The 24,554-nt window shown below is 67.2% G+C and carries 18 protein-coding genes; 5 read left to right on the top strand and 13 right to left on the bottom strand.

From position 1 onward, the window contains the following. Positions 1–2,784 carry a sensor domain-containing diguanylate cyclase gene (locus tag QFZ42_RS21750; RefSeq protein WP_307702960.1) on the top strand — a complete coding sequence of 928 codons (2,784 nt, stop codon included), beginning with the start codon at positions 1–3 and terminating at the stop codon, positions 2,782–2,784. Positions 2,785–2,989: 205 nt separating this feature from the next. Beyond that, complete coding sequence (locus tag QFZ42_RS21745; RefSeq protein WP_307702959.1) at positions 2,990–4,915, top strand: PAS domain-containing hybrid sensor histidine kinase/response regulator; 1,926 nt, start codon at positions 2,990–2,992, stop codon at positions 4,913–4,915. A gap of 8 nt (positions 4,916–4,923) precedes the next feature. On the opposite strand, the gene nadE is transcribed toward QFZ42_RS21745, so the two are convergent. The 4 genes from nadE to QFZ42_RS21725 are packed head-to-tail and all read right to left on the bottom strand — an operon-like array spanning position 4,924 to position 9,548. Beyond that, positions 4,924–5,775, bottom strand: a complete 852-nt coding sequence (gene nadE, locus QFZ42_RS21740; protein ID WP_307702958.1) for an ammonia-dependent NAD(+) synthetase — start codon at positions 5,773–5,775, stop codon at positions 4,924–4,926. A 34-nt stretch (positions 5,776–5,809) separates the two neighbouring features. Continuing rightward, positions 5,810–6,985 (bottom strand): phospholipase A, encoded by a 1,176-nt coding sequence (locus QFZ42_RS21735; protein WP_307702957.1) that lies wholly within the window; start codon positions 6,983–6,985, stop codon positions 5,810–5,812. Continuing rightward, positions 6,982–7,446 carry a hypothetical protein gene (locus QFZ42_RS21730; RefSeq protein WP_307702956.1) on the bottom strand — a complete coding sequence of 155 codons (465 nt, stop codon included), beginning with the start codon at positions 7,444–7,446 and terminating at the stop codon, positions 6,982–6,984. Before QFZ42_RS21730 ends, QFZ42_RS21735 begins: the two co-directional genes overlap by 4 nt. Further along, positions 7,443–9,548, bottom strand: a complete 2,106-nt coding sequence (locus QFZ42_RS21725) for an ATP-dependent helicase (RefSeq protein ID WP_307702955.1) — start codon at positions 9,546–9,548, stop codon at positions 7,443–7,445. The genes QFZ42_RS21730 and QFZ42_RS21725 overlap by 4 nt, the downstream gene beginning before the upstream one ends. A gap of 119 nt (positions 9,549–9,667) precedes the next feature. Between QFZ42_RS21725 and QFZ42_RS21720 the strand changes: the two genes are divergently transcribed. Beyond that, the gene (locus tag QFZ42_RS21720) at positions 9,668–10,690 is read left to right on the top strand and encodes an AEC family transporter (RefSeq protein ID WP_307702954.1); all 1,023 of its coding nucleotides are present in this window, start codon (positions 9,668–9,670) and stop codon (positions 10,688–10,690) included. 35 nt (positions 10,691–10,725) lie between these two features. Here QFZ42_RS21720 and QFZ42_RS21715 read toward each other — a convergent pair whose 3' ends face one another. After that, positions 10,726–11,385, bottom strand: a complete 660-nt coding sequence (locus QFZ42_RS21715; RefSeq protein WP_307702953.1) for a hypothetical protein — start codon at positions 11,383–11,385, stop codon at positions 10,726–10,728. A gap of 225 nt (positions 11,386–11,610) precedes the next feature. Between QFZ42_RS21715 and QFZ42_RS21710 the strand changes: the two genes are divergently transcribed. After that, complete coding sequence (locus tag QFZ42_RS21710) at positions 11,611–11,823, top strand: hypothetical protein (RefSeq protein ID WP_157611880.1); 213 nt, start codon at positions 11,611–11,613, stop codon at positions 11,821–11,823. 28 nt (positions 11,824–11,851) lie between these two features. Here the strand turns inward: QFZ42_RS21710 and priA are convergent, their stop codons facing one another. From priA to QFZ42_RS21675, 7 genes are all read right to left on the bottom strand, one after another. Beyond that, on the bottom strand, positions 11,852–13,951 hold the full coding sequence (gene priA, locus QFZ42_RS21705; RefSeq protein ID WP_307704284.1) for a replication restart helicase PriA: 2,100 nt from the start codon (positions 13,949–13,951) through the stop codon (positions 11,852–11,854). A 471-nt stretch (positions 13,952–14,422) separates the two neighbouring features. After that, complete coding sequence (hemE, locus tag QFZ42_RS21700) at positions 14,423–15,529, bottom strand: uroporphyrinogen decarboxylase (protein ID WP_307702952.1); 1,107 nt, start codon at positions 15,527–15,529, stop codon at positions 14,423–14,425. A gap of 176 nt (positions 15,530–15,705) precedes the next feature. Continuing rightward, positions 15,706–16,869 carry an IS30 family transposase gene (locus tag QFZ42_RS21695; RefSeq protein WP_307702951.1) on the bottom strand — a complete coding sequence of 388 codons (1,164 nt, stop codon included), beginning with the start codon at positions 16,867–16,869 and terminating at the stop codon, positions 15,706–15,708. A gap of 277 nt (positions 16,870–17,146) precedes the next feature. After that, the gene (locus tag QFZ42_RS21690) at positions 17,147–18,511 is read right to left on the bottom strand and encodes an MFS transporter (protein ID WP_307702950.1); all 1,365 of its coding nucleotides are present in this window, start codon (positions 18,509–18,511) and stop codon (positions 17,147–17,149) included. Positions 18,512–18,611: 100 nt separating this feature from the next. Continuing rightward, entirely contained in the window at positions 18,612–19,304 is a 693-nt protein-coding gene (locus tag QFZ42_RS21685) for a redoxin domain-containing protein (RefSeq protein WP_307702949.1), read from the bottom strand. 92 nt (positions 19,305–19,396) lie between these two features. Continuing rightward, positions 19,397–21,568, bottom strand: coding sequence for a protein-disulfide reductase DsbD family protein (locus tag QFZ42_RS21680; RefSeq protein WP_307702948.1), 2,172 nt, complete (start codon positions 21,566–21,568; stop codon positions 19,397–19,399). Positions 21,569–21,680: 112 nt separating this feature from the next. Then, complete coding sequence (locus QFZ42_RS21675; RefSeq protein WP_307702947.1) at positions 21,681–22,430, bottom strand: alanyl-tRNA editing protein; 750 nt, start codon at positions 22,428–22,430, stop codon at positions 21,681–21,683. A 135-nt stretch (positions 22,431–22,565) separates the two neighbouring features. On the opposite strand from QFZ42_RS21675, the gene QFZ42_RS21670 reads away from it, so the two are divergent. Continuing rightward, positions 22,566–23,942 (top strand): PQQ-dependent sugar dehydrogenase, encoded by a 1,377-nt coding sequence (locus QFZ42_RS21670; RefSeq protein WP_307702946.1) that lies wholly within the window; start codon positions 22,566–22,568, stop codon positions 23,940–23,942. 19 nt (positions 23,943–23,961) lie between these two features. Here QFZ42_RS21670 and QFZ42_RS21665 read toward each other — a convergent pair whose 3' ends face one another. Further along, positions 23,962–24,537 carry a GNAT family N-acetyltransferase gene (locus tag QFZ42_RS21665; protein WP_307702945.1) on the bottom strand — a complete coding sequence of 192 codons (576 nt, stop codon included), beginning with the start codon at positions 24,535–24,537 and terminating at the stop codon, positions 23,962–23,964. Between the last annotated feature and the right edge of the window lie 17 nt (positions 24,538–24,554).

Below are 24,554 nucleotides of genomic sequence, written 5' to 3'. Positions count from 1 at the left end.
ATGCGTCCAGTTCTCGACCTGCGCCGTTTCAGTCTCCGAGCCCGCTTGTCCGCGGGCGTGGTGGCCATTGTCTTGCTCACCACGGTCGGGATCACCAGCGCCGCGCTGTACTTCGTCAAGCGCGACATGCAGACGGCCATTGCCGACGAGCAGTTCGAGCGGATCTCGAACATCGCCGATGCGGTGGACCAGAAGTTCCTGAGCCGACGCACCTTGCTCAAGACTTTCGGCGACAGTGTAGAGAGCCAGAATTTCACCGGCACGGAAGGGCTGCAAGACCTTGTCGTGCAGCATCAGTCTTCGCTGAAGGAAGCCTTCGACAACCTGGCCTTCGTCGATGCCGGCGGCGAGATCGTGGCCAACATGAACGGCGCGCAGCAGATCGGCAAGATCAACGTCAAGGATCGCGACTACTTCCAGCGGACGATCGCCGCCGGGGCGGGCGTTGTTTCCCAGCCTTTCAAGAATCGCATCAGCGGGCTGGCGCAAGTCGCCATGACGGAACCGGTGCTCGATCGGCAGGGCCGGATCGCCTATGTCATCACTGCCTTCATCACGCTCAGCGAACGCAATTTCCTCGGTGAACTTGCCCGCGTGAAATTCGGCAAGAGCGGGTACATGTTCATCGTGAACACCGGCGGCATCATCATCGACCACCCCGACAAGTCCCGGCTTCTTCAGCATATCGACGCCGACGGCATACGCAACTTCGCAACCGACCGCGCAGTCGCCGGATTCGAAGGAGCGACCGAAGGGGTGAACCGCAGGGGCGTGCACGCGCTCTACGCGTTCAAGCATATCGGCCAGACCAACTGGGTGCTGGGTGCGATGTATCCGCGCAGCGAGGCCTTCGCCCCGGTGGAGCAGATCGAACGCTTCGCATGGGCCGGCGCGCTGTTGCTGACCCTGTTGGCGGGCGGGCTCACCTTCATGACCGTGCGCGCCCAGCTTGCGCCTTTGTCCCGCCTCCGCGAACACATGCAGGTTTCGCGCACCCTCCCGGACTACACGCCCATGCAGGAGAAATTTTCCGGGCATGCCGGGGACGAGGTCGGCGATCTCTCGCGCGCCTTCGATTCGCTCATGCGGGAGCGCCAGGCGTCCCAGGACCGCGTGCAGTCGAGCGAAAGATTCCTGCGCGACGTGACGGACAACCTGCCTGCCGTCGTCGCCTACTTCGACCGCGACAACCGCTGCCTTTTCGCCAACAAGGCGGGGCTCGGAATGCGCGGCCGGACGCAGGCCGATATCGGCCGCATGACCATGCAGGAGTCGCTCCCGGATGCGGTCTATCGGCAGCTCGTACCGAAGATCGCGCTGGTGCTGCAAGGCACGCCGTCGCGCACCGAGGGCACCTACGACCGCAACGGCAAGGAAGGCTTCTTCGAATGCCATCTCGCGCCCGACATCCGCGCCGACGGCGTGGCGGGCTACTACGTGATGACCTTCGACATCACGCGCCAGAAGGTGGCCGAGCGGGAGCGCGCGGCGGGCGAGACCCGCGTTCGCACCATCACGGACAACCTGCCCGCGCTGGTGTCCCACGTGGATGCGTCGCTGCGTTTCACGTTCGTGAATGCGCATTTGCGCGCCCTGTTCGAGGGGATCGAACTGGTGGGGCAGTCGCTGCCCGACGTGCGCGGCGCCGAAGATTTCGAGGCGGTCGCTCCCTATGTTCGCCGGGTGCTGGCCGGGGAAGCCGTCACCTTCGAGAAAATGGGCGACCCCGCGCGCGGAATCGACAAGAACTGGTACCAGTCGCACTACATTCCCGACCTGGGTTCCGATGGCACCGTGCGCGGCTTCTATGGAATGACCTTCGACATCACCGAGCGCAAGCAGGCCGAGATGCGCAGCGCCGAGAGCGAGCGGCGCCTGCGCGGACTGACCGACAACGTGCCGGCGCTCATGACCGAGCTGGACCTCGAGGAACGCGTGGTTTTCTGCAACGGCAGATACCAGACCTGGCTCGGCATGGCGCCGGCTTCGATGATGAACCGGCACATCCGGGAGACCATCGGCGAGGCGCACTATGAAATGCGCAAGCCGCTTCTGGCGCGTGCCTTCGCGGGCGAGGTGGTGTCGTTCGAACAGACCGCCAGGCTGCTGATCGGCGAACGAACCCTGCAGACCACCTATCTGCCGCAGACGAATGCGCAGGGCGAGGTCGTCGGGCTGTATATCCTCGCCAACGACGTCACGGAACTCAAGCAGAAGCAGAAGCAACTGGACGCGCTTGCGCGGGAAGATGCACTCACGGGCTTGCCGAACCGCCGGTCGTTCGAAGAGCATGCGCGCGATGCAATGGCCAGGTCCCGCCGCTCGGGGGTTCCGGTGTGCCTGCTGTTTCTGGACATCGACTACTTCAAGTCGATCAACGATTCGCTGGGCCATTCGGCCGGCGACGCGGTGCTCAAGGAATTCGGCCGCCGGCTCAAGGAGAGCGTGCGCAAGACCGACATGGCGGCGCGCTACGCCGGCGACGAATTCGTGATTCTTCTCGAAGGCGTTGCGGGCATGGCCGAGGTGCAGGGGGTCGCGGCCAAGGTACTGGCCGCAATGCGGCCGGCTTTCCATCTGTCGGGCCGCACCCTGCGGGCGACGACCAGCATCGGCGTCGCCCTCTCCGAGGAAGACGAGGATTTTTCATCCTTGTTCATACGCGCCGACACGGCGTTGTACGCGGCCAAGAAAGAGGGCAAGAACCGTTTCATGATGGCGGTGTCGAAGTCCGAAACCACGGGCGGCACCTCATGGCCGCGCCAGGAGCCTTCCAGCGCCTGAGCCCGCCCGGGATCCGGCGGGCGCCGCGTCCGGTCTGCGCCTTGTCCTACGCGAAAAGTACCTGCGCCTGTCCTAAATTGGCGGCATTCGCCCGTCGCGGCACAAGGCCCGTGGCGCTGCGGTTCGGAAGCTTGTCGGCATCGGCCGCCGAAGCGGGGGCCGCATGCCGTTGCACCGATGCGCGGCCACTGGAGGAAGAAGAGCAATGGCAGATCACGGCGGTGGGAGTGCACCCCTGAACCAACGCACTCTGACCGACGCCGATTTCAGGCTGATGGTCGACGCAGTCACGGACTACGCCATTGTGGTCCTGGACCCCGGCGGCATCGTCATCAGCTGGAACCACGGGGCGCGAAAGCTCCAGGGCTACGAAGCCGCGGAAGCGATCGGACGGCACTTTTCCCTTTTCTATCCGAGCGAACTGCTGGAGCAGAACCGGCCGGACCGGGCGCTGCAAGTGGCACGCGAGGCCGGCCACATGGAAGAAGAAGGCTGGCGCCTGCGCAACGACGGCACGCGCTTCTGGGCCAGCGTCGTCATCACGCCGATCACCGGGACGGGCGGGGAAGTCCGCGGCTTCTCGATGATCGCGAGAGACCTCAGCGAGCGCCGCCGCCACGACGAGATGCTGCGCATGAGCGAGGAGCGCTTCCGGCTGCTGGTCGAGGGCGTGAAGGACTATGCGATCTTCATGCTCGACCCCGGCGGCCACATCGTGAGCTGGAACCTCGGCGCGCAGAAGAACAAGGGCTACGAAGCTTCTGAAATCATCGGGCAGCACTTCTCCGTGTTCTATCCGCCCGAAGTGGCCGCGGCCGGCTGGCCCGAGCAGGAACTGCGCAACGCGCTGCGGGACGGGCGGTTCGAGGACGAAGGCTGGCGCATCCGGAAGGACGGCAGCCGGTTCTGGGCCAGCGTGGTCATTACCGCGCTGCACGACGCGACGGGACGGCACCGGGGTTTCGCCAAGGTCACGCGCGACCTGACGGAGCGGCGCCGCGTGACCGCGCTGGAAGACGAAGGGCGTCGCGTGACGAACTTCCTCGCCATGCTGGGGCATGAACTGCGCAACCCGCTGGCGCCGATCTCGAATGCGCTCGAACTGCTCAAGCGTGAAAAGGCGGAATCGGCGGTCATCGCCCATACCCGCGACATCATCGGCCGGCAGCTCAGGCAGATGACCCGGCTGGTGGACGACCTGCTCGACGTGGGCCGCATCACGAGCGGCAAGATCCACCTCGAGAGCAAGCCGGTTCGCCTGCGCGATGCCATCGCAGAGGCCACCGAGGCCATCCGGCCGCTGATCGAGAGCAAGTCGCAGACCTTGCATGTGCAGACCCAGGAGGCCGACCCCTGGATTTCGGGCGACAGGGCACGGGTCATCCAGATCGTCAGCAATCTGGTCCACAACGCGGCGAAGTTCACCCACAACAGCGGCAACGTCTATCTCTCTCTCTCGGAAGCCGGCACGGAGGCCGACATCAGCGTGCGCGACGACGGGCCCGGCATACCGCCGAAAGACTTGCAGCGGATCTTCGACCTGTTCGTGCAGGGCGAGCAGAACCTCGCGAGAACGCAGGGCGGCCTCGGCCTGGGGCTTAGTCTCGTGCAGCAGCTGACCACGCTGCATGGCGGGCGGGTGAGTGCCTTCAGTACCGGCAGGCCAGGGGAGGGCAGCGAGTTCGTGGTGCAGTTCCAGACCACGCAGCCGCCGATGGCCACGCTCGAGGCGGAGCCCCGGCCGGTCGGAGAACAGCGGGTGCTGGTGGTGGACGACAACACCGATGCGGCCGAAACCATGGCGCTGCTGCTGGAGGCGCTGGGCTACAAGTCCAGCGTCGCGCACGGCGGCCTCGCGGCCATCGAAGCCGTGAAGGCGCAAGACCCCGATGTCGTGCTGCTGGACATCGGCCTGCCGGACCTGAACGGCCATGAAGTCGCCCGGCGGCTTCGGGCCGAGATGATCAACCCGCCGCCCTTGATCGCCGTGACCGGCTACGGACAGGCCAGCGACCGGGAAACCAGCCTGGAGGCGGGCTTCCGGGCCCACCTGACGAAGCCCGTGGACGTCGACAGGCTCTCGGCGTTGCTCGAGCGCCTGCTCGAGTCGCCCCGTTCCAAGACGGCGTAGGCCGACGCTCAGGCCGGGTGCGGCGGTTCGACCGGCAGCGCCCGCTTGTGGGCGCTCTTGCGGTGCGTTGCGAGGATGATCTCGCGCGCCGCGGCGGCCACGGGCTTGCCTTCGAGAAAGTCGTCGATCTGCTCGTAGCTGACACCGAACGCATCTTCGTCGGGCTTTTGCGGCACGAGCGATTCGAGGTCGGCCGTGGGCACCTTGAACACCAGCGCATCGGGCGCGCCGAGCTGCTGCGCGAGCGCACGCACACGCCGCTTGCTGAGGCCGGTGAGCGGTGTCACGTCGGCCGCGCCGTCGCCGAACTTGGTGAAGAAACCCATCAACGCCTCGGCCGCATGGTCGGTGCCGATGACGATGCCGTCGTGCGCGCCGGCCACCGCGAACTGCGCGATCATGCGCTGGCGCGCCTTGATGTTGCCGAGCACGAAGTCTTCATGGGCTGCGTCGCGGAAGACAAGATCGCCGGTCTTCAGCGCGGCGAGCATCCCATCGGCCGCGGGCCGGATGTCGACGGTGAGGGTGCGGTCCGGCCGGATGACGGCCAGCGAACGCTGGGCCTCGGCTTCGTCCTTCTGCACGCCGTAGGGCAGGCGCATTGCAATGAACGTGGCATCTCGGCCCTCGGCGCGCAGCCGCTCCACCGCGCGCTGCGCAAGGCAGCCGGCGACCAGCGAATCGACGCCGCCGCTGATGCCCAGCACCAGCGCCTTCAATCCCGTGCCGCGCAGGTAGCCGGCCAGAAAGCCGATCCGCCGCTCGATCTCCTGTGCGGCATCGAACACCGGTGCGACATGCAGCGCGGCAATGATCTCGCGCTGCAAGGCGTCGACGGGGGCAAGTTCACCAGCATTCATGACACGAACCTTTCTGTGCATTCATCGGAGCGAATTAAAAGTCCACCAGGCTCAGGCCGATGCTCAGCACCGTGCGCTTCCGGTTGTAGTCCACCAGCGTGTCGCCATAGCCGTGGAACAGCTGCGTATGGAAGCGCAGGTTGCTGGTGGTCGGATCGCCGATGGCCTTGAGCCACTCGAGCCGGACCGAGCCGCGGCCGCTGTCGCGCAGGTTGTTGCGCACCGTGAGAGCAAGGGTGTTGTCGCGGTTGAAGTTCCAGCGGCCCGTGACTTCGGCGCGGCCGATGTAGTTCGAGATGTCGGGGTTGTCGTCCTTCGCCGTGCTTTCCGACAGCCGCTGCCAGATGCGTCCGGTGATGCTGAAGCGGTCGTCCAGCTCGGCCCCGCCCATCAGGTAGACGCGGTTCCAGCTGCGCGACAGCGGCAGGCTCTGGCCGTTCGACTGGTGCACCAGGCCCACGCCCGCATAGCGCCAGCGCCAGTCGCCGGGCAGCTTGAAGTCGAGCGGGTAGACATACATCAGCTCGGGTTCGTGGTCGGTGGTGCGGAAGGGCCGCGAGATCGAACCGTTGAACAGCTGCCAGGTCGACTGCTGCGAATACGCAAACCAGAGCGAGTCTTTCTTGATCGGATCGTTCTGGGTGAGCAGGCCCTGCGCGATCTTGGTCCGCACCGACAGGCCGATGCGCATTTCGTTGGCCTGGTAGGCCACCGGGGAGGCGGTGTGGCCTTCGGAGGGCGAGGTGGGCGTATCGGGCTTGCTGGTGGCGGCCGAGGCCGACACGTTCAACGGACGGTAGCCGCGGAAGGTGAAGGTGCCGCAGTCGGTGCCGTTCTCGAGCTCCCAGAAGCGCGACAGCGCCGAATACTGCCGGTCGCGGCAGCCTTCGCTGGTGGCGACCGACACCACGCGGGTGGCCGGCATGGAGCCGTCCACCGGCGGCGCGGGCTGCGTGCTTGCCAGCACCGGCGGCGCCACGGGCACCGACACCGAAGGCAGCGTCTGCTGCTGCGCCCAGCGGTCGAAGCAGGCCAGCCGGGCTTCGTTGCTGTTGCCGAGCGCGGCGCATTGCTGCCAGGTCAGCTGCGCGTCGGCCAGCGGACTGCGCGGTTTGTCAACGGCCTGCGCGTTGGCCGATGACGGCGCGAAGAGGCCGGGTGCCAGCAGCAGGCCCGCGGCAAAGGAGGTGCGTAGATGGATTGCGTTCATGGGTGTGCGGTCCGTTCCGTCTTTTTCAGAGTGAAGGGATGTGTGCTGTCGTCGGCGGCGTTGCGCCAGGTGCCCCTGAACTCGCGGCCGCAGGAGTCCGGCTGCAGCGTGCCCGACCACACGCCGCTGATGCTGCGCCCGTCGAGCGATTCGTCGATCGCGAGCACGCCCTCGTCGTCCACGTCGCCCGCGAGCTGGGCCACCGATGCGCCCGCCGATGGAGCGGCCGGTGCGCGCGTGATGGTGCCGCGCACGCCCGCGTACTCGGGGTGCTTGTCGAGCACGACCGAAGCCGCATCCGGGAGGCCGTCGAAGCGTGCCTTCCAGGGGCCATACAGCGCCTCGATGGGCAGATCCCGTGCGGTGGCGGGGCACCCGGGCTGGGCTGTGCCCTGGGCCGCGGGGCCCGCGCATGCGCTGCACAGCGCTGCCAGCGAAAGAAGAGCGGCCGCCGCTTTCATGGTGCGGAAGCGGCCGCCGCTGCAGCTGCGGCACTGTCCTGCGCCTTGCGCGCGAATTCGGCGCGCAGCGCCTTGAGCTTTTCGCGCGGGTCTTCGCGGGTCGTGGTCTTGTCCAGGCCCATCTCGGCGATGAAGCGGCTCGGCACGCACGGCACCATCTCGCGGCCCTGCTTGCGCTTCTTGGTCCAGCTCACCGCCAGGCTGCGCTGCGCGCGCGTGATGCCCACGTACATGAGGCGGCGTTCTTCCTGCAGCCGCTGCAGCGTCTCGTCGCTCACCTTCAACTGGCGGCCGTTGTCGTCTTCGAGCTTGAACGGCAGGAGGCCCTCGGTCACACCGATCAGCATCACGTGCGGCCACTCGAGGCCCTTGGAGGCATGCAGCGTCGAGAGCGTGACCACGTTCTGGTCCTGCTCGCGCTCGCTGATGGTCGACAGCAGCGAGATGGTCTGCGCCACTTCGAGCAGGCTCTTGCGTTCGGTCTCGACGTTGTTGTCGGCGCCCGAGGCATCGTCGATGGTGCCGCCGGCGCGCTGCGACATCCAGTCGACGAACTCCAGCACGTTGGTCCAGCGCGCGGCCGCGGCCTGCTCGCTGTCTTCGCCGTCGTAGAGATGCTTCTCGTAGTCGATCTCCTTCAGCCAGTCGAGCATGAAGGTGCGCGAATCCTCAGCGCCCATGGTGCGGCGCGCGCGGTATTCCAGGTCGTTGATGTAGCGGCCGAACTCGTGAATGCCTTCGAGCGTGCGCTTGGGCATCACGCTCGGCAGCGACGGGCTGAAGAGCGCCTCGAACAGGCTCAGCTTGTACTGGCTGGCGAAGGTGCCGAGGCTGGCCAGCGTGGTGTGGCCGATGCCGCGCTTGGGTGTCGTGATGGCGCGCAGGAAGGCCGGGTCGTCGTCGTTGTTGACCCACAGGCGGAACCAGCCGCACAGGTCCTTGATTTCGGCGCGGTCGAAAAAGCTCTGGCCGCCCGACACCTTGTAGGGAATCTGCGCCTTGCGCAGCGCCTGCTCGAACACGCGCGCCTGGTGGTTGGCACGGTAAAGAATGGCGAAGTCGCGAAATTCCTTGTACTGCTTGCCCTGACTGGTCACGTCGCCCGCGCGCAGGCTGGCGATGCGCGCCACCGCGCGCTCGGCCTCGTGCGCCTCGGAGTCGGCATCGACGATGCGCACCGGCTCGCCTTCGCCCAGCTCCGAGAAGAGCGTCTTCGGGAACAGCTTGGGGTTGGGGCCGATCACGTTGTTGGCCGCCCGAAGAATCGCGCTGGTGGAGCGGTAGTTCTGCTCGAGCTTGATCACCTTCAGGGTCGGATAGTCGACCGGCAGCTTGCGCAGGTTGTCGAGCGTGGCGCCCCGCCAGCCGTAGATCGACTGGTCGTCGTCGCCCACCGCGGTGAAGCGGCCGCGCTCGCCGGCCAGCGCCTTCAGCACTTCATATTGCGTGGCGTTGGTGTCCTGGTATTCGTCCACCAGGATGTGGCCCAGCGTGGATTGCCACTTGGTGCGCACCTCGTCGAAGTCGCGCAGCAGCTTGAGCGGCATGCCGATGAGGTCGTCGAAATCGACGCTCTGGTACGCCGTGAGCCGCTCTTCGTAGCGCGCCATGATGCGCGCGGTGATGCGCTCGTTGTCGTCCACCGCGGCGGCCTCGGCCTGTGCGGCGTTCAGGCCCATGTTCTTCCACTTGCTGATGGTCCACTGCCAGATGCGCGCGGTGGCCGTGTCGGTGGTGCCGCCCGCGTCCTTCAAAATCTTGGTGACGTCGTCGCTGTCGAGAATGCTGAAGGCGGGCTTCAGGCCCAGCACGGCGCCGTCTTCCCGCATCATGCGCACGCCCAGCGCGTGGAAGGTGCAGATCACCACATTCCGCGCATCGCGCCCGATCAACCCCTTGGCGCGTTCGCGCATTTCGCTCGCGGCCTTGTTCGTGAAGGTGATGGCCGCAATGCGCTTGGGCTCCAGCCCGGCCTGGATGAGCCGGCCGATCTTGTGCGTGATGACGCGCGTCTTGCCCGAGCCCGCACCCGCGAGCACGAGGCAGGGGCCGTGCAGGTAATTGACCGCTTCTTGTTGCGCGAGATTGAGACCGGAAGACATGGGGAGTGGGAACAGAAAGCCGCAGAGGAACGGCAGGCGCAAAGCGGGCAATGATACGGGGCGCAGCTTTCTGGAACCGCTCCAGAGTTCACGATGCGGGACGCAACGACAATCGGGCCGTGCTGCCTGTATTTCTCGTAACCTTTCCTTTCTTCGCGCTGATCGCCGCCGGCTATGGCGCCGCGCGTGCCCGCATCCTGCCGCTCGACGCAATTCCGGGCCTCAACACCTTCGTGCTGTATTTCGCACTGCCTTGCATGTTGTTGCGATTCGGTGCCGGAACCCCGATCGGGCAATTGCTCGACGGCAGCGTGGCACTGGTCTGGGGCGTGAGCGCGCTGGCCGTGGTGGCGGGCGTGGTCGTCTTTACCCGCAACCCGCGCATCGGCTGGAACGACGGCGCATTCGGTGCGCTCGTGGCGGCCTTTCCGAACACCGGGTTCATGGGCGTGCCGCTCCTGGTGGCGCTGCTGGGCGCGCAGGCGGCGGGGCCGATGATCATCACCATCGCCTTCGACCTGGTCGTGACCTCGTCGCTGTGCATTGCGCTGTCGCGGCTCGACGGGGCCGGCGGCGGTGCCGGACACCGCGGCGCACGGCAGGCGGCGCGCCAGGCGCTGCGCGGTGTGCTGGTCAATCCGATGCCGTGGTCGATCCTGCTGGGCGTGCTGCTGTCGGCTGCGCGGTGGCGCTTGCCGGGGCCCGTGGAGCGCACCGTGGCCATGCTGGCCGATGCGGCTTCACCGGTGGCGCTTTTCACCATCGGCGCGGTGTTGGCGCGTTCGGCCTTGCTCGCGCGCGGGCACGGCGCCAGCGCCGCGGTGGCCGCGGCCATGGGAACGAAGTCGGCGCTTCCGCGCAAGGCGCCGCTGGCCGACGTGCTGCCGGTGGTCGGCGTCAAGCTGCTCGTGCATCCGCTCTTGGTCTGGGCGCTGGGGCAGGGCGCCATCGCGCTCGGGCTGCCGCTCTCTTCTTCGGCGCTGGTGGTCATCGTGCTGGTGGCGGCGCTGCCGAGCGCCAGCAACGTGTCGATGCTGGCCGAGCGCTTTGGCGCCGACAACGGCCGCATTGCACGCATCATCCTGTGGACGACGGTGGCGACCTTCTTCAGTTTTCCGCTGGCCGTGGGCGTGCTGCGCTGAACCGGCCCACCGCGTGGCGCCGCTGCTTCAGGGTGTCAGGGCGTCAGTACACCGAGCTTGAACGGATCGGCATCCGACAGGCGTTCGCATTTCGAGAAGTCGCGGCCCTGCGTGCCGTCGCAGTAGAACGCGTTGTAGATGCGGCCGAACAGCGTAGGGCTGGCCGTGAAGAGCACGCCGTGATCGGGCTGCCAGTTGTCCTTGACCGCCCCGGCGCCGAGTTCGGTGGTGCCGGCGGGAGGCGCGCTGGTGGCGGAGGCGGGCGAGAATTCGGCCAGCGTCTTGTGAACTTCGCCGCCGCGCCATCGCATTGCCAGTTCAGAGGCGGTGGGCTTGGCGGCCACTGGCAGCAGCACGCCATTCACTTGAAAGCCATCACCGAAACGATGTGTCTTGCCGGCGAGAAAGGCGTAGGCGCAGGCGGCCAGGCACTGGCCGCGAATTTCGGTTTCCACGCCGCTCGAGCGGATGGCGTCGGCAAAGGCGCCGGCGGCCTCGGCGGTACCGCCGAACGAGTCCTCGAACACCACGGTGCGCACCGTGCCTTTGTCCAGATGCTCGGTAAAGGTCTTGATGGCCGTGCCGTCGAGCATGCCCGACACCACCAGCCGGCTGCCCTGCAGTTCGAGTTCAGCCGCCGAGCACGCGAAACATGCGAAAAAAAGAGCCCAACCGAGAGATGAAGGCAGTTTCACGGCAACCCCTGGCGACCAGCGTTCTTGCTTGACGCGCGACGCCGGAACGGGCCCGCGCTGTGACAGCTTGAATAGCTGACGGGCATGCAGTCAACCGCTTTTTCAGATTATTTCTGATTCCCGTGTAGGCCATAAGCCATAGCTATCGCTATCACTCCAGATGAGTGCTTGTGTTTTCAAAACACTGCTAAAGTGTTTGCAAATCAAAGTATGTATGGGGGCACTATGGCAATACTTGTTCGTATTCTGCTGTGGCTGGCCTGGGTCGCCAGCGTGGGCTGGTTGTGGCACGCCGACACCCTCGGCACCGCCACGTCGCTCGCGTTGGGCGCCTTGAGCCTGGTGGTGTTCGCATGGCCTGGAAGCATCGCTCGGCGGCGCAGCAGCGAGCTGCGCTACGTCGACATGGGCAAGGAGCCCGCGGGCCTGCACCACTGACAAAGGCCGGCCTCGGTACGAGGCCGCCTCAAATGCTGTGCGGATCGACGTCGACCAGCCAGCGGATCACGCCCTTGCCTTCGGGCGTGCGCCGCAACGCGTGCAGCAACGGTTGCCAAGCGGCCAGCAGGCGTTGCAGCGCAGCGCGCGAAGGGCTCTCGATCAGCATCTGCGCCCGCTCCACGTTGGCCACGCGCTGAATGGCCAGCGGCACCGCGGGATAGCGCACGACGCGGTCGGCGCCTTCGAGTTCGTCCGCCGCGGCGCTCGCCGCATTCAGGAACGCCTGCGCGGCCTCCTGCGTGCGCGCATCGGCCCGCAGCAGCGCCTGGAACGCGAACGGCGGCATGCCGGCGGCCGCGCGTTCCTCGAGTTGCTGCCGCGCGAAGGCCGCGTAATCGTGCTTTCGGAGGGCGGCAAAGAGCGGGTGCGGCGCATGGTGCGTCTGGATCCACATTTCGGCCGTGGCACCTTGCGCCGCCAGGTAGGCGGCGTCGCGGCCCGCGCGGCCGGCCGACTGCATCAGCAGGCTGAACAGCCGCTCGGGCGCGCGAAAGTCGCTGGAGAACAGTGCGCCGTCGGGGTTCACAGCGGCCACCAGCGTGATGCGCCGGAAGTCGTGCCCCTTGGCGATCATCTGCGTGCCGACCAGCACATCGACCTCGCCCGAGTGCACAGCCGCGAGCTGCGATTCGAGCGCGCCCTGCTTCTTGGTGCTGTCGGCGTCGATGCGCGCAATGCGCACGGCGCTGCCGTCGGGGCGCTTCACCGCGGTGAACAGTTCGGCCAGGTGCTCCTCGAGACGCTCGGTGCCGCGGCCGACCGGCGCGATGTCGGGGTTGCCGCAGGCGGGGCAGGCGCGCGGCACGCGCTCGGTGAAGCCGCAGTGGTGGCAGCGCAGCGTGCGGTCGATCTTGTGGAACACCCGGTAGGCGCTGCAGTGCGGGCATTCGCTCTTCCATCCGCAATCGGCGCAGGCCAGCACCGGCGCGTAGCCGCGGCGGTTCAGGAACACCATGCTTTGCTCTCCGCGCGCGATGCGCTGGCCGATGGCGTCGAGCAGCGCGCCCGAGAGCACGGTCTTGGGCGGCTGCAGGTTCATGTCGACCAGCCGCACCGCGGGCAGCTCGCCCGCGCCGATGCGCGAGGGCATGGCGAGCCGCACGTAGCGCCCGCCCGGGTCTTCGCCCTCGGCGGGACGGCTCTGGTGCCAGCTTTCGAGCGAGGGTGTGGCCGAGCCCAGGATCACTTTCGCGCCCTCGCGCTGGCCGCGCCATACGGCGAGGTCGCGCGCCGAATACCGCGCGCCTTCCTGCTGCTTGTAGCTGGGGTCGTGCTCCTCGTCGACCACGACGAGCTTCAGCCCCGGCATCGACGCGAACACCGCCATGCGCGTGCCCAGCACGATGCGCGCCGCGCCGCTGTGCGCCGCGAGCCAGCTTGCGAGCCGCTGCGGGTTGGTCATGCCGCTGTGCAGCGACACCACCGCGTCGTCGCCGAAACGCGCCTTGAAGCGCGCTTCGAGCTGCGGCGTCAGGTTGATCTCGGGCACCATCACCAGCGCCTGGGCGGCGGCATCGCCCGCGAGCAAATCGGCCACGCAGCGCAGGTAGACCTCGGTCTTGCCGCTGCCGGTGCTGCCGACCAGCAGGAAGGTGCCCGTTTCAGCTTCGATGCGGGCCAGCGCGGCTGTCTGCTCCGGGCTCAGCGCGATCAGGTTGGCGGCTTCGGCCGTTTCGGCCACCGGCCCGATCGTCGTCTTGCGCTTGAGCCGGCGGGCCAGCTGGGTCGTCGTGAGGTCGCGCAATTGCGGCGGCAAGGCGGCCAGCGCGATTTCGCCGATCGAACGCTGGTAGTAGCGCGCGGCAAAGGCGACCAGGTCGCGCCAGGCTTCGCCCAGCGGTGCCAGCGCGTCGAGCGCCGCGCCCACGGGCTTGAGCGCCATGTCGGGCGCGGCGCCGTCCAGCGAGCTGGGCTCGTTCCAGACCACGCCCAGCACCTCGCGCCGGCCCAGCGGCACCCGCACCAGCGTGCCGGGCGCGAGCGGTGCCGAGCCGGCATAGCTCAGCAGGTCGCCGAGCGCGGCATGCGCCGGTGTCTGCACGGCGATGTCGAGCCGCCAGGCCATCGTGGCGGGCGCGCTCGCCGGCGCGGCGGGGCTGCCCGGCGAAGTGGCTGCCGTTTCCGGGGTCGGGCTGGCGGTGGAGATGGGCGTCCTCGTTGGCAAGGTTTGTTAATGCGACTTTGAGCAAAACCACTTAAGTCGTTGATTTTTCAGTGCTTTGGGCGCCATCCAGAGTTTCTGTGGATAACTTTGTTGACAACCGGGCTCGACACGCTGCGGAGCCTTGAAAATCAAGCGTCTGACTGGATTGCCCTCAAAAAAAGCAAAGTTCAAATCCTATATAAATCAACGACTTACGGGCGCTACTGGTTTAGGAGCAAAGAACGAGCTGCTTCAGATAATCTTGCGCAGTGCAGCACGTGTTTTGTGCATAAGTCGGGCCTCCTACACCTTTTTTGGGCTTGACAAACAGCTGCAACCTGCTTTTCGGAGGAAACCAGTTGCGTTGTCGCGTCGGCCTGCCGCGCAACAGTTTCAACCGCGCAAGGCGCGCGATTGTGCGTGCACCGCCTGCACCAGCGCCGCCACGTGGTCCGGCGGCGTGAACTGGCTGATGCCGTGGCCCAGGTTGAAAATATGGGTCGGGCCTTGCGCAGGGCCGGTGTGCGGCCTGCCGAAAGCCTGCAGCACTTTCGCCACCTCGGCCTCGATCTGGGCGGGCGGCGCGAACAGCACGTTAGGGTCGATGTTGCCTTGCAGGGCCTTGGCGTTGCTATCGGCGCCTTCGCCGACTAGGCGCCGCGCGGCCGAGAGGTTCACGGTCCAGTCGACGCCGAGCACTTCGCAGTCGAGCGCGCGCATGGCGTCGAGCCACAAGCCGCCGCCCTTGGTGAACACGATGCGCGGCACCGGCTGGCCGTCGGCGCCGGTGCGCTTCAGGCCGGCCAATACGCGGGCTGTGTAAGCGAGGCTGAATTCCTGGAACGCGCCGTCGGCCAGCACGCCGCCCCAGCTGTCGAAAATCATCACGGCCTGCGCGCCGGCGTCGATCTGTGCATTGAGGTAGGTGGCCACGGAATCGGCGTTGACCGCGAGCAGGCGGTGCATCAGGTCGGGGCGGCTGTAGAGCATGCTCTTCACGAGGCGGTAGTCGCTGGAACCTGCGCCTTCGACCATGTAGCAGGCCAGCGTCCAGGGGCTGCCCGAAAAGCCGATGAGGGGTACGCGTCCGTCGAGCGCCTTGCGGATCGACGCCACGGCGTCGAACACGTAGCGCAGCTTGGCCATGTCGGGCACTTCGAGCGCCGAAACGGCGGCTTCGTCGCGCACCGGGCGCGCGAAGCGGGGGCCTTCGCCGGCCTCGAACGAGAGGCCCAGGCCCATGGCGTCAGGCACCGTGAGGATGTCGGAAAAAAGAATGGCCGCATCGAGCGGATAGCGCGCGAGCGGCTGCAGCGTGACTTCGGTGGCGTAGTCGGTGTTGGTCGCCAGCCCCATGAAGCTGCCGGCCTTGGCGCGGGTGGCCACGTACTCGGGCAGGTAGCGTCCGGCCTGGCGCATGAGCCAGACGGGGGTGTGATCGGTGGCCTGGCGCCAGCAGGCCCGCAGGAAAGTGTCGTTTTGCAATGGGGCGAAAGGCATTGCCCGATTGTCGCAGGGGGACTGGGCTTTCTCTTCGAGTGCCGCTGTTCGGGGGCTCTTGTTTGAGGCGCTTTTGTTGGGGGCGCTGTTGTTCGGGGTGCTGTTGTTCAGGGCGCGTGCACAGGCCACCGGGTACTCCCCTCCGCGAATGTCCCCCGCCTTCGGCTCCGGCGGGCTCAACCCGTCGATGCAACGGCCTGCCAGAGTACCTCAGCAGGGTTGGCAAAGCCAAGTGTCTGTCTTGGTCGACCGTTCATTTCATTGGCGATGCGATCGAACTGGGCCTGCGTGAGGTGAGAGAAGTCCTTGCCCTTGGGCAGGTACTGGCGAAGCAGCCGATTGGTGTTCTCGTTGGAGCCACGCTGCCACGGACTCTGTGGGTCGCAGAAGTACACATCCACATCGGTTGCCATGGAGAACTTGCGGTGAGCGGCCATCTCGCTGCCCCGGTCCCAGGTCAGGGTCTTCATCAGCCCCGCAGGCAATCTCTTGACCTGACGGCTCAAGGCTGCAACCACGCTGTTGGTGTCCTTGCCGTCCACCTTGACCAGGATGAGGTAACGCGAATGGCGCTCCACCAGCGTTGCGACCTGGCAGTTGAGCGTTCCGAACAGCAAGTCGCCTTCCCAGTGGCCCGGCACCGCGCGGTCATTGGCCTGCGGCGGACGCTGGCTGATGGAGACCAGGTCCTTGATGCGATAGGGCCCAGGCGGGGGCGACTGCACACGGGGTCGCCGCATCCTGGTGTGCTCTCGAAGATAGGCCGTCAGCTCCTTCTTGAGGGCACCACGGGCCTGGACGAAAAGCGTTCTGTAAATCGTTTCGTGCGAGACGTTCATTCCGCCATCTTCGGGGAACTGGCGCTTGAGCCATCCCGAAATCTGCTCGGGCGACCAGCACAGTCTGAGCTTGCCAGCGACTTCCAGCGCAAGCGCGGGGTGGCGCTGCAGGTGACAGCACTGGGGCCTCTTGGCCCTGTGCCAGGCCGCTTCGTCGGCACTGATCGCGCGATATCGGGCATGTCCCCCATTGCGCTGGATCTCTCGCGAGACGGTACTGGGACTGCGGGACAGCCGCGCCGCGATCAAGCGTATCGACTCGCCCGTCGAGAGTCCACGCGAGATCTCCTCGCGCTCGCGCAGCGTCAAGGCGCCAGGCGCGCGATGGCACTCTCGAGGGGCAAAGCCGCCTGCCTTGCCGATCCACGTCTGTATCGAGGGCACCGGGCGTCTCAACGCCATGGCGATCTCGGCGATCCGCTCGCCTTGCTTCCATCGATCCCATATCTGCCGCTGCTGCGCAGCCGACGGATGAACTCGCTGACCTGTGCTCTTCGTCAATTAACACCTCGATTCGTCGTTGAAGTGTTGCATCGACGGATTGAGCCCGCCCCTCCTTTATTTCGCTGCGGGGAGCACCCGATGCCCTGTGCACCATGGACGCGGCGCTTGTGCTGGCCGATCAACAACTGCTGCGCATAACGCTCCCGTCGATGGGGTGCCTTGCGCAGCGAAATCAAGGGGGAGGCCGCTGGCCGGAGGACATTCGCGGAGCAAGGTACCCCGTCGGCGGGAGCGCCGCCCCGGACCTACAGGGCCGAGTGAGAACCAACCGAAATCAAACCACCGGCACCCGCACCGAATCCGCCGGATTCACCTGGCGCCGATACAGCACCAGCGTGGCGATCAGCCCGCAGGCAGCGGCCGCCGTCATCCACAGCCCCGGCGCGCCCTTGTCACCGGTCATTTCGATCAGCCCCGTGGCAATGGCCGGCGTGAAACCGCCGAACAGCGCCGTCGCCAGGCTGTAGGCCAGTGAAAAGCCTGCTGTGCGCACATTGACCGGCATCACCTCGGTGAGCGCCACCACCATCGCGCCGTTGTAGCTCGCGTAGAGGAACGACAACCACAGCTCGACCTCGAGCATGCGCGCGAAACTCGGCGCACCCACCAGCCACTTGAGCGACGGGTAGGCGGTGAGGATCGTCAGCGCCGTGAACAGGATCAGCAGCGGCTTGCGCCCCACGCGATCGGACAGCGCGCCCATGACCGGCAGCCAGATGAAGTTCGAAATCGCCACGCACAGCGTGACGACGAGCGCATCGGTCGTGCTCAGGTGCAGCACCGACTTGCCGAACGTGGGCGTGTAGACCGTGATCAGGTAGAACGACACGGTGGTCATCGACACCAGCATCATCCCGGCGACCACGAGGCCCCAGTTGGCGATCATCGACTGGAAGATCTCGCGCGCATCCGGGCGGTGCTTGCGCGCCATGAACTCCTCGGTCTCCTGCAGCGAGCGGCGGATGATGAAGAGCACCGGCACGATCAGGCAGCCCACGAAAAACGGAATGCGCCAGTAGAAGTCGCCGATCTCCTGCGAGGTGAAGGTCACGTTGAGCCAGTAGCCGAGCGCTGCCGCCACGATGATCGCCACCTGCTGGCTGGCCGACTGCCAGCTCACGTAGAAGCCCTTGCGTCCCGGCGTGGCCATTTCCGACAGGTAGACCGAGACGCCGCCGAGTTCCACGCCGGCCGAGAAGCCCTGCAGCAGCCGTCCGACCAGCACCAGCAGCGGCGCCACAAAGCCGATGGTGGCGTAGGCCGGCACGCAGGCGATGAGCAGCGTGCCGAGCGCCATCAGCGCAAGCGTGACGATCAGCCCCTTGCGGCGGCCCACTCGGTCGACATACGCGCCGAGAAAGATCGCGCCCAGCGGCCGCATCAGGAAGCCCGCGCCGAAGGTCATGAAGGTCAGCATCAGCGAGGCGAACTCGTCGCCGGCCGGAAAGAAGGCCTTCGAGATCTGCGTGGCGTAGAAGCCGAACAGGAAGAAGTCGAACATCTCCATGAAATTGCCGCCCGTCACGCGAAGCACGGTGGCGAATTTCGAGGAGGAGGAGGAAGCAGCAGAAGAAGCGGCAATGCCTGAAGAGGCGTGGGCGGCCGTGCCCGATTGCGCGGCGGAGTGCGCAGGATTCATCTCGTTGTCCCCTTGGGCGATGTAGTTCGTCCAAGGGTAGGCCGGGGTTCCCGACCGCCGCCTGACCGCCGTGGTCAGGTACCTGTCATTGGCGGCTTCTTCAGCTCTTGTATTTCACCGAGCAGCCGTAGGGCCGCGTCGATGCGGCCGAAATCGGCTTGCCGCCGAAGGCTTCGCCGAGCGCCTGGTTCACGTAGTTGGTCGCGGTCTTGATGTCGTCGGGCCGGGCCGACGCAATGCTGTCGATGCCGCCCGCGTACACCAGCATGCCCTTGGGATCGATGATGAAGATGTGCGGCGTGGTGCGCGCGCCGTAGGCCTGGCCGATGACGCCGTCTTCGTCCATCAGCACCGCGGTGGGCGCCGCCTTTTGCGTTTTCATCCACGTGTCGAGTGCGGCGGGCTGCAGGTAGTCGCTGGCCGCGCGCTCGGTGGAGTTGACCGACAGCCAGACCACGCCCTGGGCCGTGGCGGCCTTCTGCGTGGCGGGCATGTTGCCGCTGTTGTAGTGCTTGCGCACGAAGGGGCAGCCCGGGTTGGTCCACTCGAGCACCACGAACTTGCCCGCGAAGTCGGACAGCTTGTGCTTGGCGCCGCGGGTGTCCACCGCCACGAAGTCGGGCGCCTGCTGGCCCACCGCAGGCGCTGCGAAGGCGTTGTTGCCGATCAGGAAGGTAGCGCCGAGCGCCACGGCGGCCGCCACGACGGCGCGGCGCGAGGCGCGGCTGAGCGCGGCGCGGGCATGGCGCGCGGCACGAATGGAACGCGAGTCGGACGATGGCGAAAGTGACATGGCCAGCTTGAACTCCAAAAGAAAAACGAATAACGGCGACAGCTTAGAGCGCTTTGCTCAAGTGCATGTGACAACCCATGTCACGCCGGGGGTCAAAGCGCGGCCAGCGCGGCGCGCACCTCGTTCTTGCCCAGGATTTCGGTCAGGACGACCGGCGGCTTGCCGGGCGCCTGCAGCACATACAGCGGCACGCCGCTGCGCCCGAGCGAGGTCAGGGCGGCCGTGATGGCGGGGTCGCGGCGCGTCCAGTCGGCGCGCAGCATCGCGACCTTCTTGCCGTCGAAATCGGCCAGCACCTCGGCATCGGCGAGCGTGGCCTTCTTGTTGTACTGGCAGGTCACGCACCAGGCGGCCGTGAAATCGATGAACACCGGCTGTCCCGCGCCCATGAGCTCGGCCACGCGTTCGGCCGACCAGGGCTGCCAGCGCTGGCCGGCACTCGATGATGCGAGCCGGGCCGGCTCTACCGTCTGCAGCACATTGCGCCCGATGGCCGCGGTGAGCACCGCGGTAAAGGCGACCAGCACTGCGGCAATGACCAGCCGCGTGCGTCCGCGCAGCGTCAGCGCCCAGACGATGGCCGCCATGCACACCAGCAGCGCGAGCAGCGTGCCCACGCCGTCGATGCCGCTTTGCTGGCCCAGCACCCAGACCAGCCAGGCCACGGTGGCGAACATCGGGAACGCCAGCAGACGGCGCAACGTGCCCATCCACGGGCCGGGCCTGGGCAGCAGGCGCGCAATCGCCGGAACGAAGCCCGCCACCAGGTACGGCAGCGCCAGGCCGAGGCCCAGCGCGGCGAACAGCAGCAGCGCCTGGGTCGCAGGAAGCCCGATGGCAAAGCCGAGCGAAACGCCCATGAACGGTGCGGTACAGGGCGAAGCGATCACCACCGCCAGCACGCCCGACAGGAAGTCGTTGGCAATCGGGTGCTTCGCCTGCGCCGAGCACACGGAAGACGGTGCCGCGCGGCCGAACTCGAACACGCCCGCCAGGTTGAGCCCGATCAGCGTGAAGAGCGCCGCCAGCGCGGCCACCACGGCCGGCGACTGGAGCTGGAAGCCCCAGCCGAGCTGGGCGCCTGCCGCGCGCAGTGCGAGCATGGCGCCGCCCAGTGCGAGAAACGAGAGCATCACGCCCGCGGTGTAGGCCAGCCCGGCCTTGCGGTGCGCGCTGCGGTTGCCCGCCTGGCGCGCGAAGCCCAGCACCTTGATGGCCAGGATCGGGAACACGCAAGGCATGAGGTTGAGCAGCAGGCCGCCGAGCACGGCGCCCAGCAACGCGACGATGAAGGTGCCGGCGGGTTGGGCCGGCAGCTCCGCGGGCGAGATGGATGCGGCGGCATTTGCTGCATTGGCGGCGAGCGCGGCCTGCAGCGCGGGCGAAACCTCGGCGCGCGGCACGGCGGCCGCCGGCCAGGTGCCGCTGACCGGCGCCTCGGCACGCCAGGCGATCGGCTGGCCCGGCTGCCGGTCGGCTTCGGCCAAAGCGACCACCAGCGGCAAGGTCGTGGGACTGGCGCTGCGCTGATCGGCCAGCGGAAGCGTGGCGGTCCAGGCGCCGCCCTGCCAGCTTTGCGTCCAGTCCTTGCCCGACACCGCCGCGGTGCGGATCAGCTCGGGCGTTTCGGGGAAGAAGCCAAGGGTCTTGCCCTGGACGGCAGCGGGCAGGCCTTCGAGCCGCACCTGCAGGTTGTTGCCGCTGACTTCCACGGTGCCGGGCTTGTCGAGCGGCTGCGGCTGCGCGGCCTGGGCCGCATCGAACTCGGCCTTGTGCAGCGCGGTCGAGCCCTGCAGCGGCAGGGCCAGCGTGAACTCGCCCTCCTCGGGGATGCATTCCTTGCGGCACACCAGCCAGGTGGCCTTGAGCCGGATGTCGAGCGCCGATGCGCCGGAGCCGATGCCAAGCGAGGCCAGCGGCGGCTTGAAATTGCTCGACACCTCGAGAGGCACCGGCAGCAGCACCGTGCCTTCGTACCCATAGTTGGCCAGGTTGCCGACCGGGATCTTCCTGGGCACCGGCCACGCGATGTCGCCCGTCGACACGCCCGGCGGCAGCGTCCAGTTCAATTCGGTGGGCAGGCCGGAATCGCCGGCGTTCTTCCAATAGGTGTGCCACTCGGGCTGATGGGTGATTTGCAGTCCGACCCAGACCGGTGCGCCAGGCGCCACGCCTTCGGGCGCGTGCGCGACCAGTTCGGCGCGCACGTGGGGGGTGGTGACGACCGCCCCCGGTTTGGAGGCCAATTGTGCGGCAGCCGGCATGCAGGCTGCGGCGGTTGCTACCAGAAACGTAGCTAAGAAATGAATGCGGGAGAAGATCATGCCGATCAGTCGGAGCGGGCGGGCGATGCGAAGTTCCGGGCGGTTCGGTCGCTCAAGCGGCCCAGCCCAGCACCACGCGGCGGCTGTTGGCGCTCTTTTTCTCGATCTTGGTGACCATCACCGCGCCAATCTCTGCGGTGTTTGCAACATGCGTGCCGCCGCAGGGCTGGAAGTCGATCTGCGCGTCTCCCTCGCCGCCGATGCGGATGGTGCGCACCGTGCCCGTGCCGCGCGGCGGCTGCACGCTCATGCTCTTCACGAGCGCCGGGTTGGCGTCGAGTTCTTCGTCGGTGATCGCGCCCACGGTCAGCGGGTGGGCCGCTTGCACCAGCCGCGCGAGGCCGGCGGTCAGTGCTTCCTTGTCGAGCGGATCGGTCATGTGGAAGTCGATGCGCGCGTAGTCGGGCGTGATCGAGCAGCCGTTCACCGGCACCGGCACCAGATGGCACAGCAGGTGGCTGGCCGTGTGAAAGCGCATCAGCCGGTGGCGGCGCTCCCAATCGAGACGCGCGGTCACGGCGCTGCCGGGTTCCAGCGTGGCGAGGAGTTCGGCCTGGCCGGGCGCCGGCACATGAACGAATTCGCCGGTCGGCTGGCCTTCCTCGTCCTTCGCCTTGCGGGTGTCGGCAATGACCACTTCGCGCCCGTCGGCCAGCGCCAGCACGCCGGCGTCGCCGGCCTGCCCGCCACCCAGCGGATAGAACACGGTGCGGTCCAGCACGATGCCGGCCTCGTCGGTGCGCAGGATGCGGGCTTCGCAGGTGCGCAGGTAGGCGTCGGCGCGGAACAGGTCGTCGGTCATGCGGCGATGGTAGCGGTGATGCGTGAATGAGGTGCGCCCACGCCAAAAAGCGCCCATGGCCGACAGCCCATGTCGGAGCCGTCCGCAAGATTTGTCCGGAGGCGGCCCGTATGCCGCGCCAACCAAGGAGAGCGAATGAAGGTACCGGACATCGCCATTTCCTCGCGGGCCTCGACGGCCTCCACGGCCGCAACGGCCGCCGCGCTGACCGCCGCACTGGCGCTGGCCGGCTGCGGCGAAGCCGCCAAGGTGGCGCCCGAAGCCACGACCGGGCCGCGCCCGCAACTGGCCGAGCCCCACAAGACGCTGATTCCCACCGTCAACGTGGCCACCGCCGTCGGGTGGGCCGATGCGGCCGCCCCAAAGCCCGCCGCGGGCTTGCGCGTGCAGGCGCTGGCGCGCGGCCTGGACCACCCGCGCTGGGTCTATACGCTGCCCAATGGCGACATGCTGGTGGCCGAAAGCAACAAACCGCCCAAGCCCGAGGGCAGCAGCGACGGCGGCAGCGGCCCGATGGCCAAGATCCGCAAGTGGGTCATGGACAAGGTCATGAGCCGCGCCGGTGCCGGCGTGCCCAGCCCCAACCGCATCACGCTGCTGCGCGATGCCGACGGAGACGGCGCGGCCGAAGTGAAGCAGGTGTTCCTGTCGAGCCTGAGCTCGCCCTATGGCATGGCGCTGGTCGGCAACGAGCTTTTCATTGCCAATGCCGATGCGCTCGTCAAGGTGCCCTACACCGAAGGCCAGACCTCGGCCAGCGCGGCGCCCACCGTGGTCACGCCGCTGCCCGCGGGCATCAACCACCACTGGACCAAGAACGTGATCGCCAATGCGGAGGGCTCCAAGCTCTATGTCACCGTCGGCTCCAACAGCAACATCGGCGAGAACGGACTCGCCGCCGAAGAAGGCCGTGCCGCCATCTGGGAGGTCGATGTGAAGAGCGGCGAGAAGCGCCTGTTCGCAAGCGGCCTGCGGAACCCCAACGGCCTGGCGTGGCACCCCGAGACCAAGGCGCTGTGGACCGTGGTCAACGAGCGCGACGAAATCGGCAGCGACCTGGTGCCGGACTACCTGACCTCCGTGAAGGAGGGCGCCTTCTACGGTTGGCCCTGGAGCTATTACGGCGGCCATGTGGACACGCGCGTCACTCCGCCGAACCCTGAAATGGTCGCCAAGGCCATTGCGCCCGACTACGCGCTCGGCTCGCATGTCGCGCCCCTCGGCCTTGTCTTTTCGGACGGCCGCGGCATGCCTTCCAAATTTGCGAGCGGCGCCTTCGTCGGCGAGCACGGCTCGTGGAACCGCAAGCCCAAGTCCGGCTACAAGGTGGTGTTCGTGCCGTTCACCAGTGGCAAGCCGAGCGGCCCGCCGGTCGATGTGCTGACCGGTTTTCTCTCGGCCGACGAAAAGGCGCAGGGCCGGCCGGTCGGGGTGGCACTCGACAAGAGCGGCGCGCTGCTGGTGGCCGACGACGTGGGCAACGCGGTCTGGCGCGTGTCGGCCGCGCAGTAGCGGCCAGCGCCGTTCGCGGTTATCGGCGTTGTTGCGGAGGGCGGCCGATGCGGTAAAGCCGATGCCGGCGCAGCGCGTGGCCCTCGGGCACGGCCGGATGGTCGAAGGCGCCGGCCGTGTCTTCATGCATGCCGATGCGTTCCATCACGGCTGCCGACCGAAGGTTGCCGACGGCCGTGAACGCCACGATCTCGTCGAAGCCGAGCCGTTCGAAGCCGGCCTGCAGCGCGCCGCGCGCAGCCTCGCTCGCGAGCCCCTGGCCCCACCACTTTCTTGCGAAGCGCCAGCCGATCTCCACGCAGGGCGAGAAGGGCAGCGTGGCCACCGGCACGTTGAGGCCGGTGAAGCCGGCAAATTCGCCCGAGTCCTTGTGCTCGACGGCCCAGAAGCCCCAGCCGTTCTCGTCGATGCGCGTCTTGAAGCGCTCGACCAATGCGTCGCTGTCGGCCCGCGTGGGAACCGGCAGCAGGAACGCCATGACTTCAGGATCGGCAGCAAGCGCGGCAAAGGGCGAGCGATCGCTCTCGCGCCATTGCCGCAACCGAAGGCGCGACGTTTCGAATTCGATCGGAGGTTGGGTGATACGGTCGGCCATGCGGCCGATTGTGCGCA

This window comes from Variovorax paradoxus (genome assembly GCF_030815855.1).
Lineage (GTDB): Bacteria > Pseudomonadota > Gammaproteobacteria > Burkholderiales > Burkholderiaceae_C > Variovorax > Variovorax paradoxus_M.
This window is presented reverse-complemented; position numbering and strand designations above follow the sequence as displayed.

Coding starts and splice junctions, on each gene's coding strand:
- QFZ42_RS21750 (WP_307702960.1), top strand. CDS start 1: ATGCGTCCAGTTCTCGACCTGCGCCGTTTCAGTCTCCGAGCCCGCTTG.
- QFZ42_RS21745 (WP_307702959.1), top strand. CDS start 2,990: ATGGCAGATCACGGCGGTGGGAGTGCACCCCTGAACCAACGCACTCTG.
- nadE (WP_307702958.1), bottom strand. CDS start 5,775: ATGAATGCTGGTGAACTTGCCCCCGTCGACGCCTTGCAGCGCGAGATC.
- QFZ42_RS21735 (WP_307702957.1), bottom strand. CDS start 6,985: ATGAACGCAATCCATCTACGCACCTCCTTTGCCGCGGGCCTGCTGCTG.
- QFZ42_RS21730 (WP_307702956.1), bottom strand. CDS start 7,446: ATGAAAGCGGCGGCCGCTCTTCTTTCGCTGGCAGCGCTGTGCAGCGCA.
- QFZ42_RS21725 (WP_307702955.1), bottom strand. CDS start 9,548: ATGTCTTCCGGTCTCAATCTCGCGCAACAAGAAGCGGTCAATTACCTG.
- QFZ42_RS21710 (WP_157611880.1), top strand. CDS start 11,611: ATGGCAATACTTGTTCGTATTCTGCTGTGGCTGGCCTGGGTCGCCAGC.
- priA (WP_307704284.1), bottom strand. CDS start 13,951: ATGGCCTGGCGGCTCGACATCGCCGTGCAGACACCGGCGCATGCCGCG.
- hemE (WP_307702952.1), bottom strand. CDS start 15,529: ATGCCTTTCGCCCCATTGCAAAACGACACTTTCCTGCGGGCCTGCTGG.
- QFZ42_RS21690 (WP_307702950.1), bottom strand. CDS start 18,511: ATGAATCCTGCGCACTCCGCCGCGCAATCGGGCACGGCCGCCCACGCC.
- QFZ42_RS21685 (WP_307702949.1), bottom strand. CDS start 19,304: ATGTCACTTTCGCCATCGTCCGACTCGCGTTCCATTCGTGCCGCGCGC.
- QFZ42_RS21680 (WP_307702948.1), bottom strand. CDS start 21,568: ATGCCGGCTGCCGCACAATTGGCCTCCAAACCGGGGGCGGTCGTCACC.
- QFZ42_RS21675 (WP_307702947.1), bottom strand. CDS start 22,430: ATGACCGACGACCTGTTCCGCGCCGACGCCTACCTGCGCACCTGCGAA.
- QFZ42_RS21670 (WP_307702946.1), top strand. CDS start 22,566: ATGAAGGTACCGGACATCGCCATTTCCTCGCGGGCCTCGACGGCCTCC.
- QFZ42_RS21665 (WP_307702945.1), bottom strand. CDS start 24,537: ATGGCCGACCGTATCACCCAACCTCCGATCGAATTCGAAACGTCGCGC.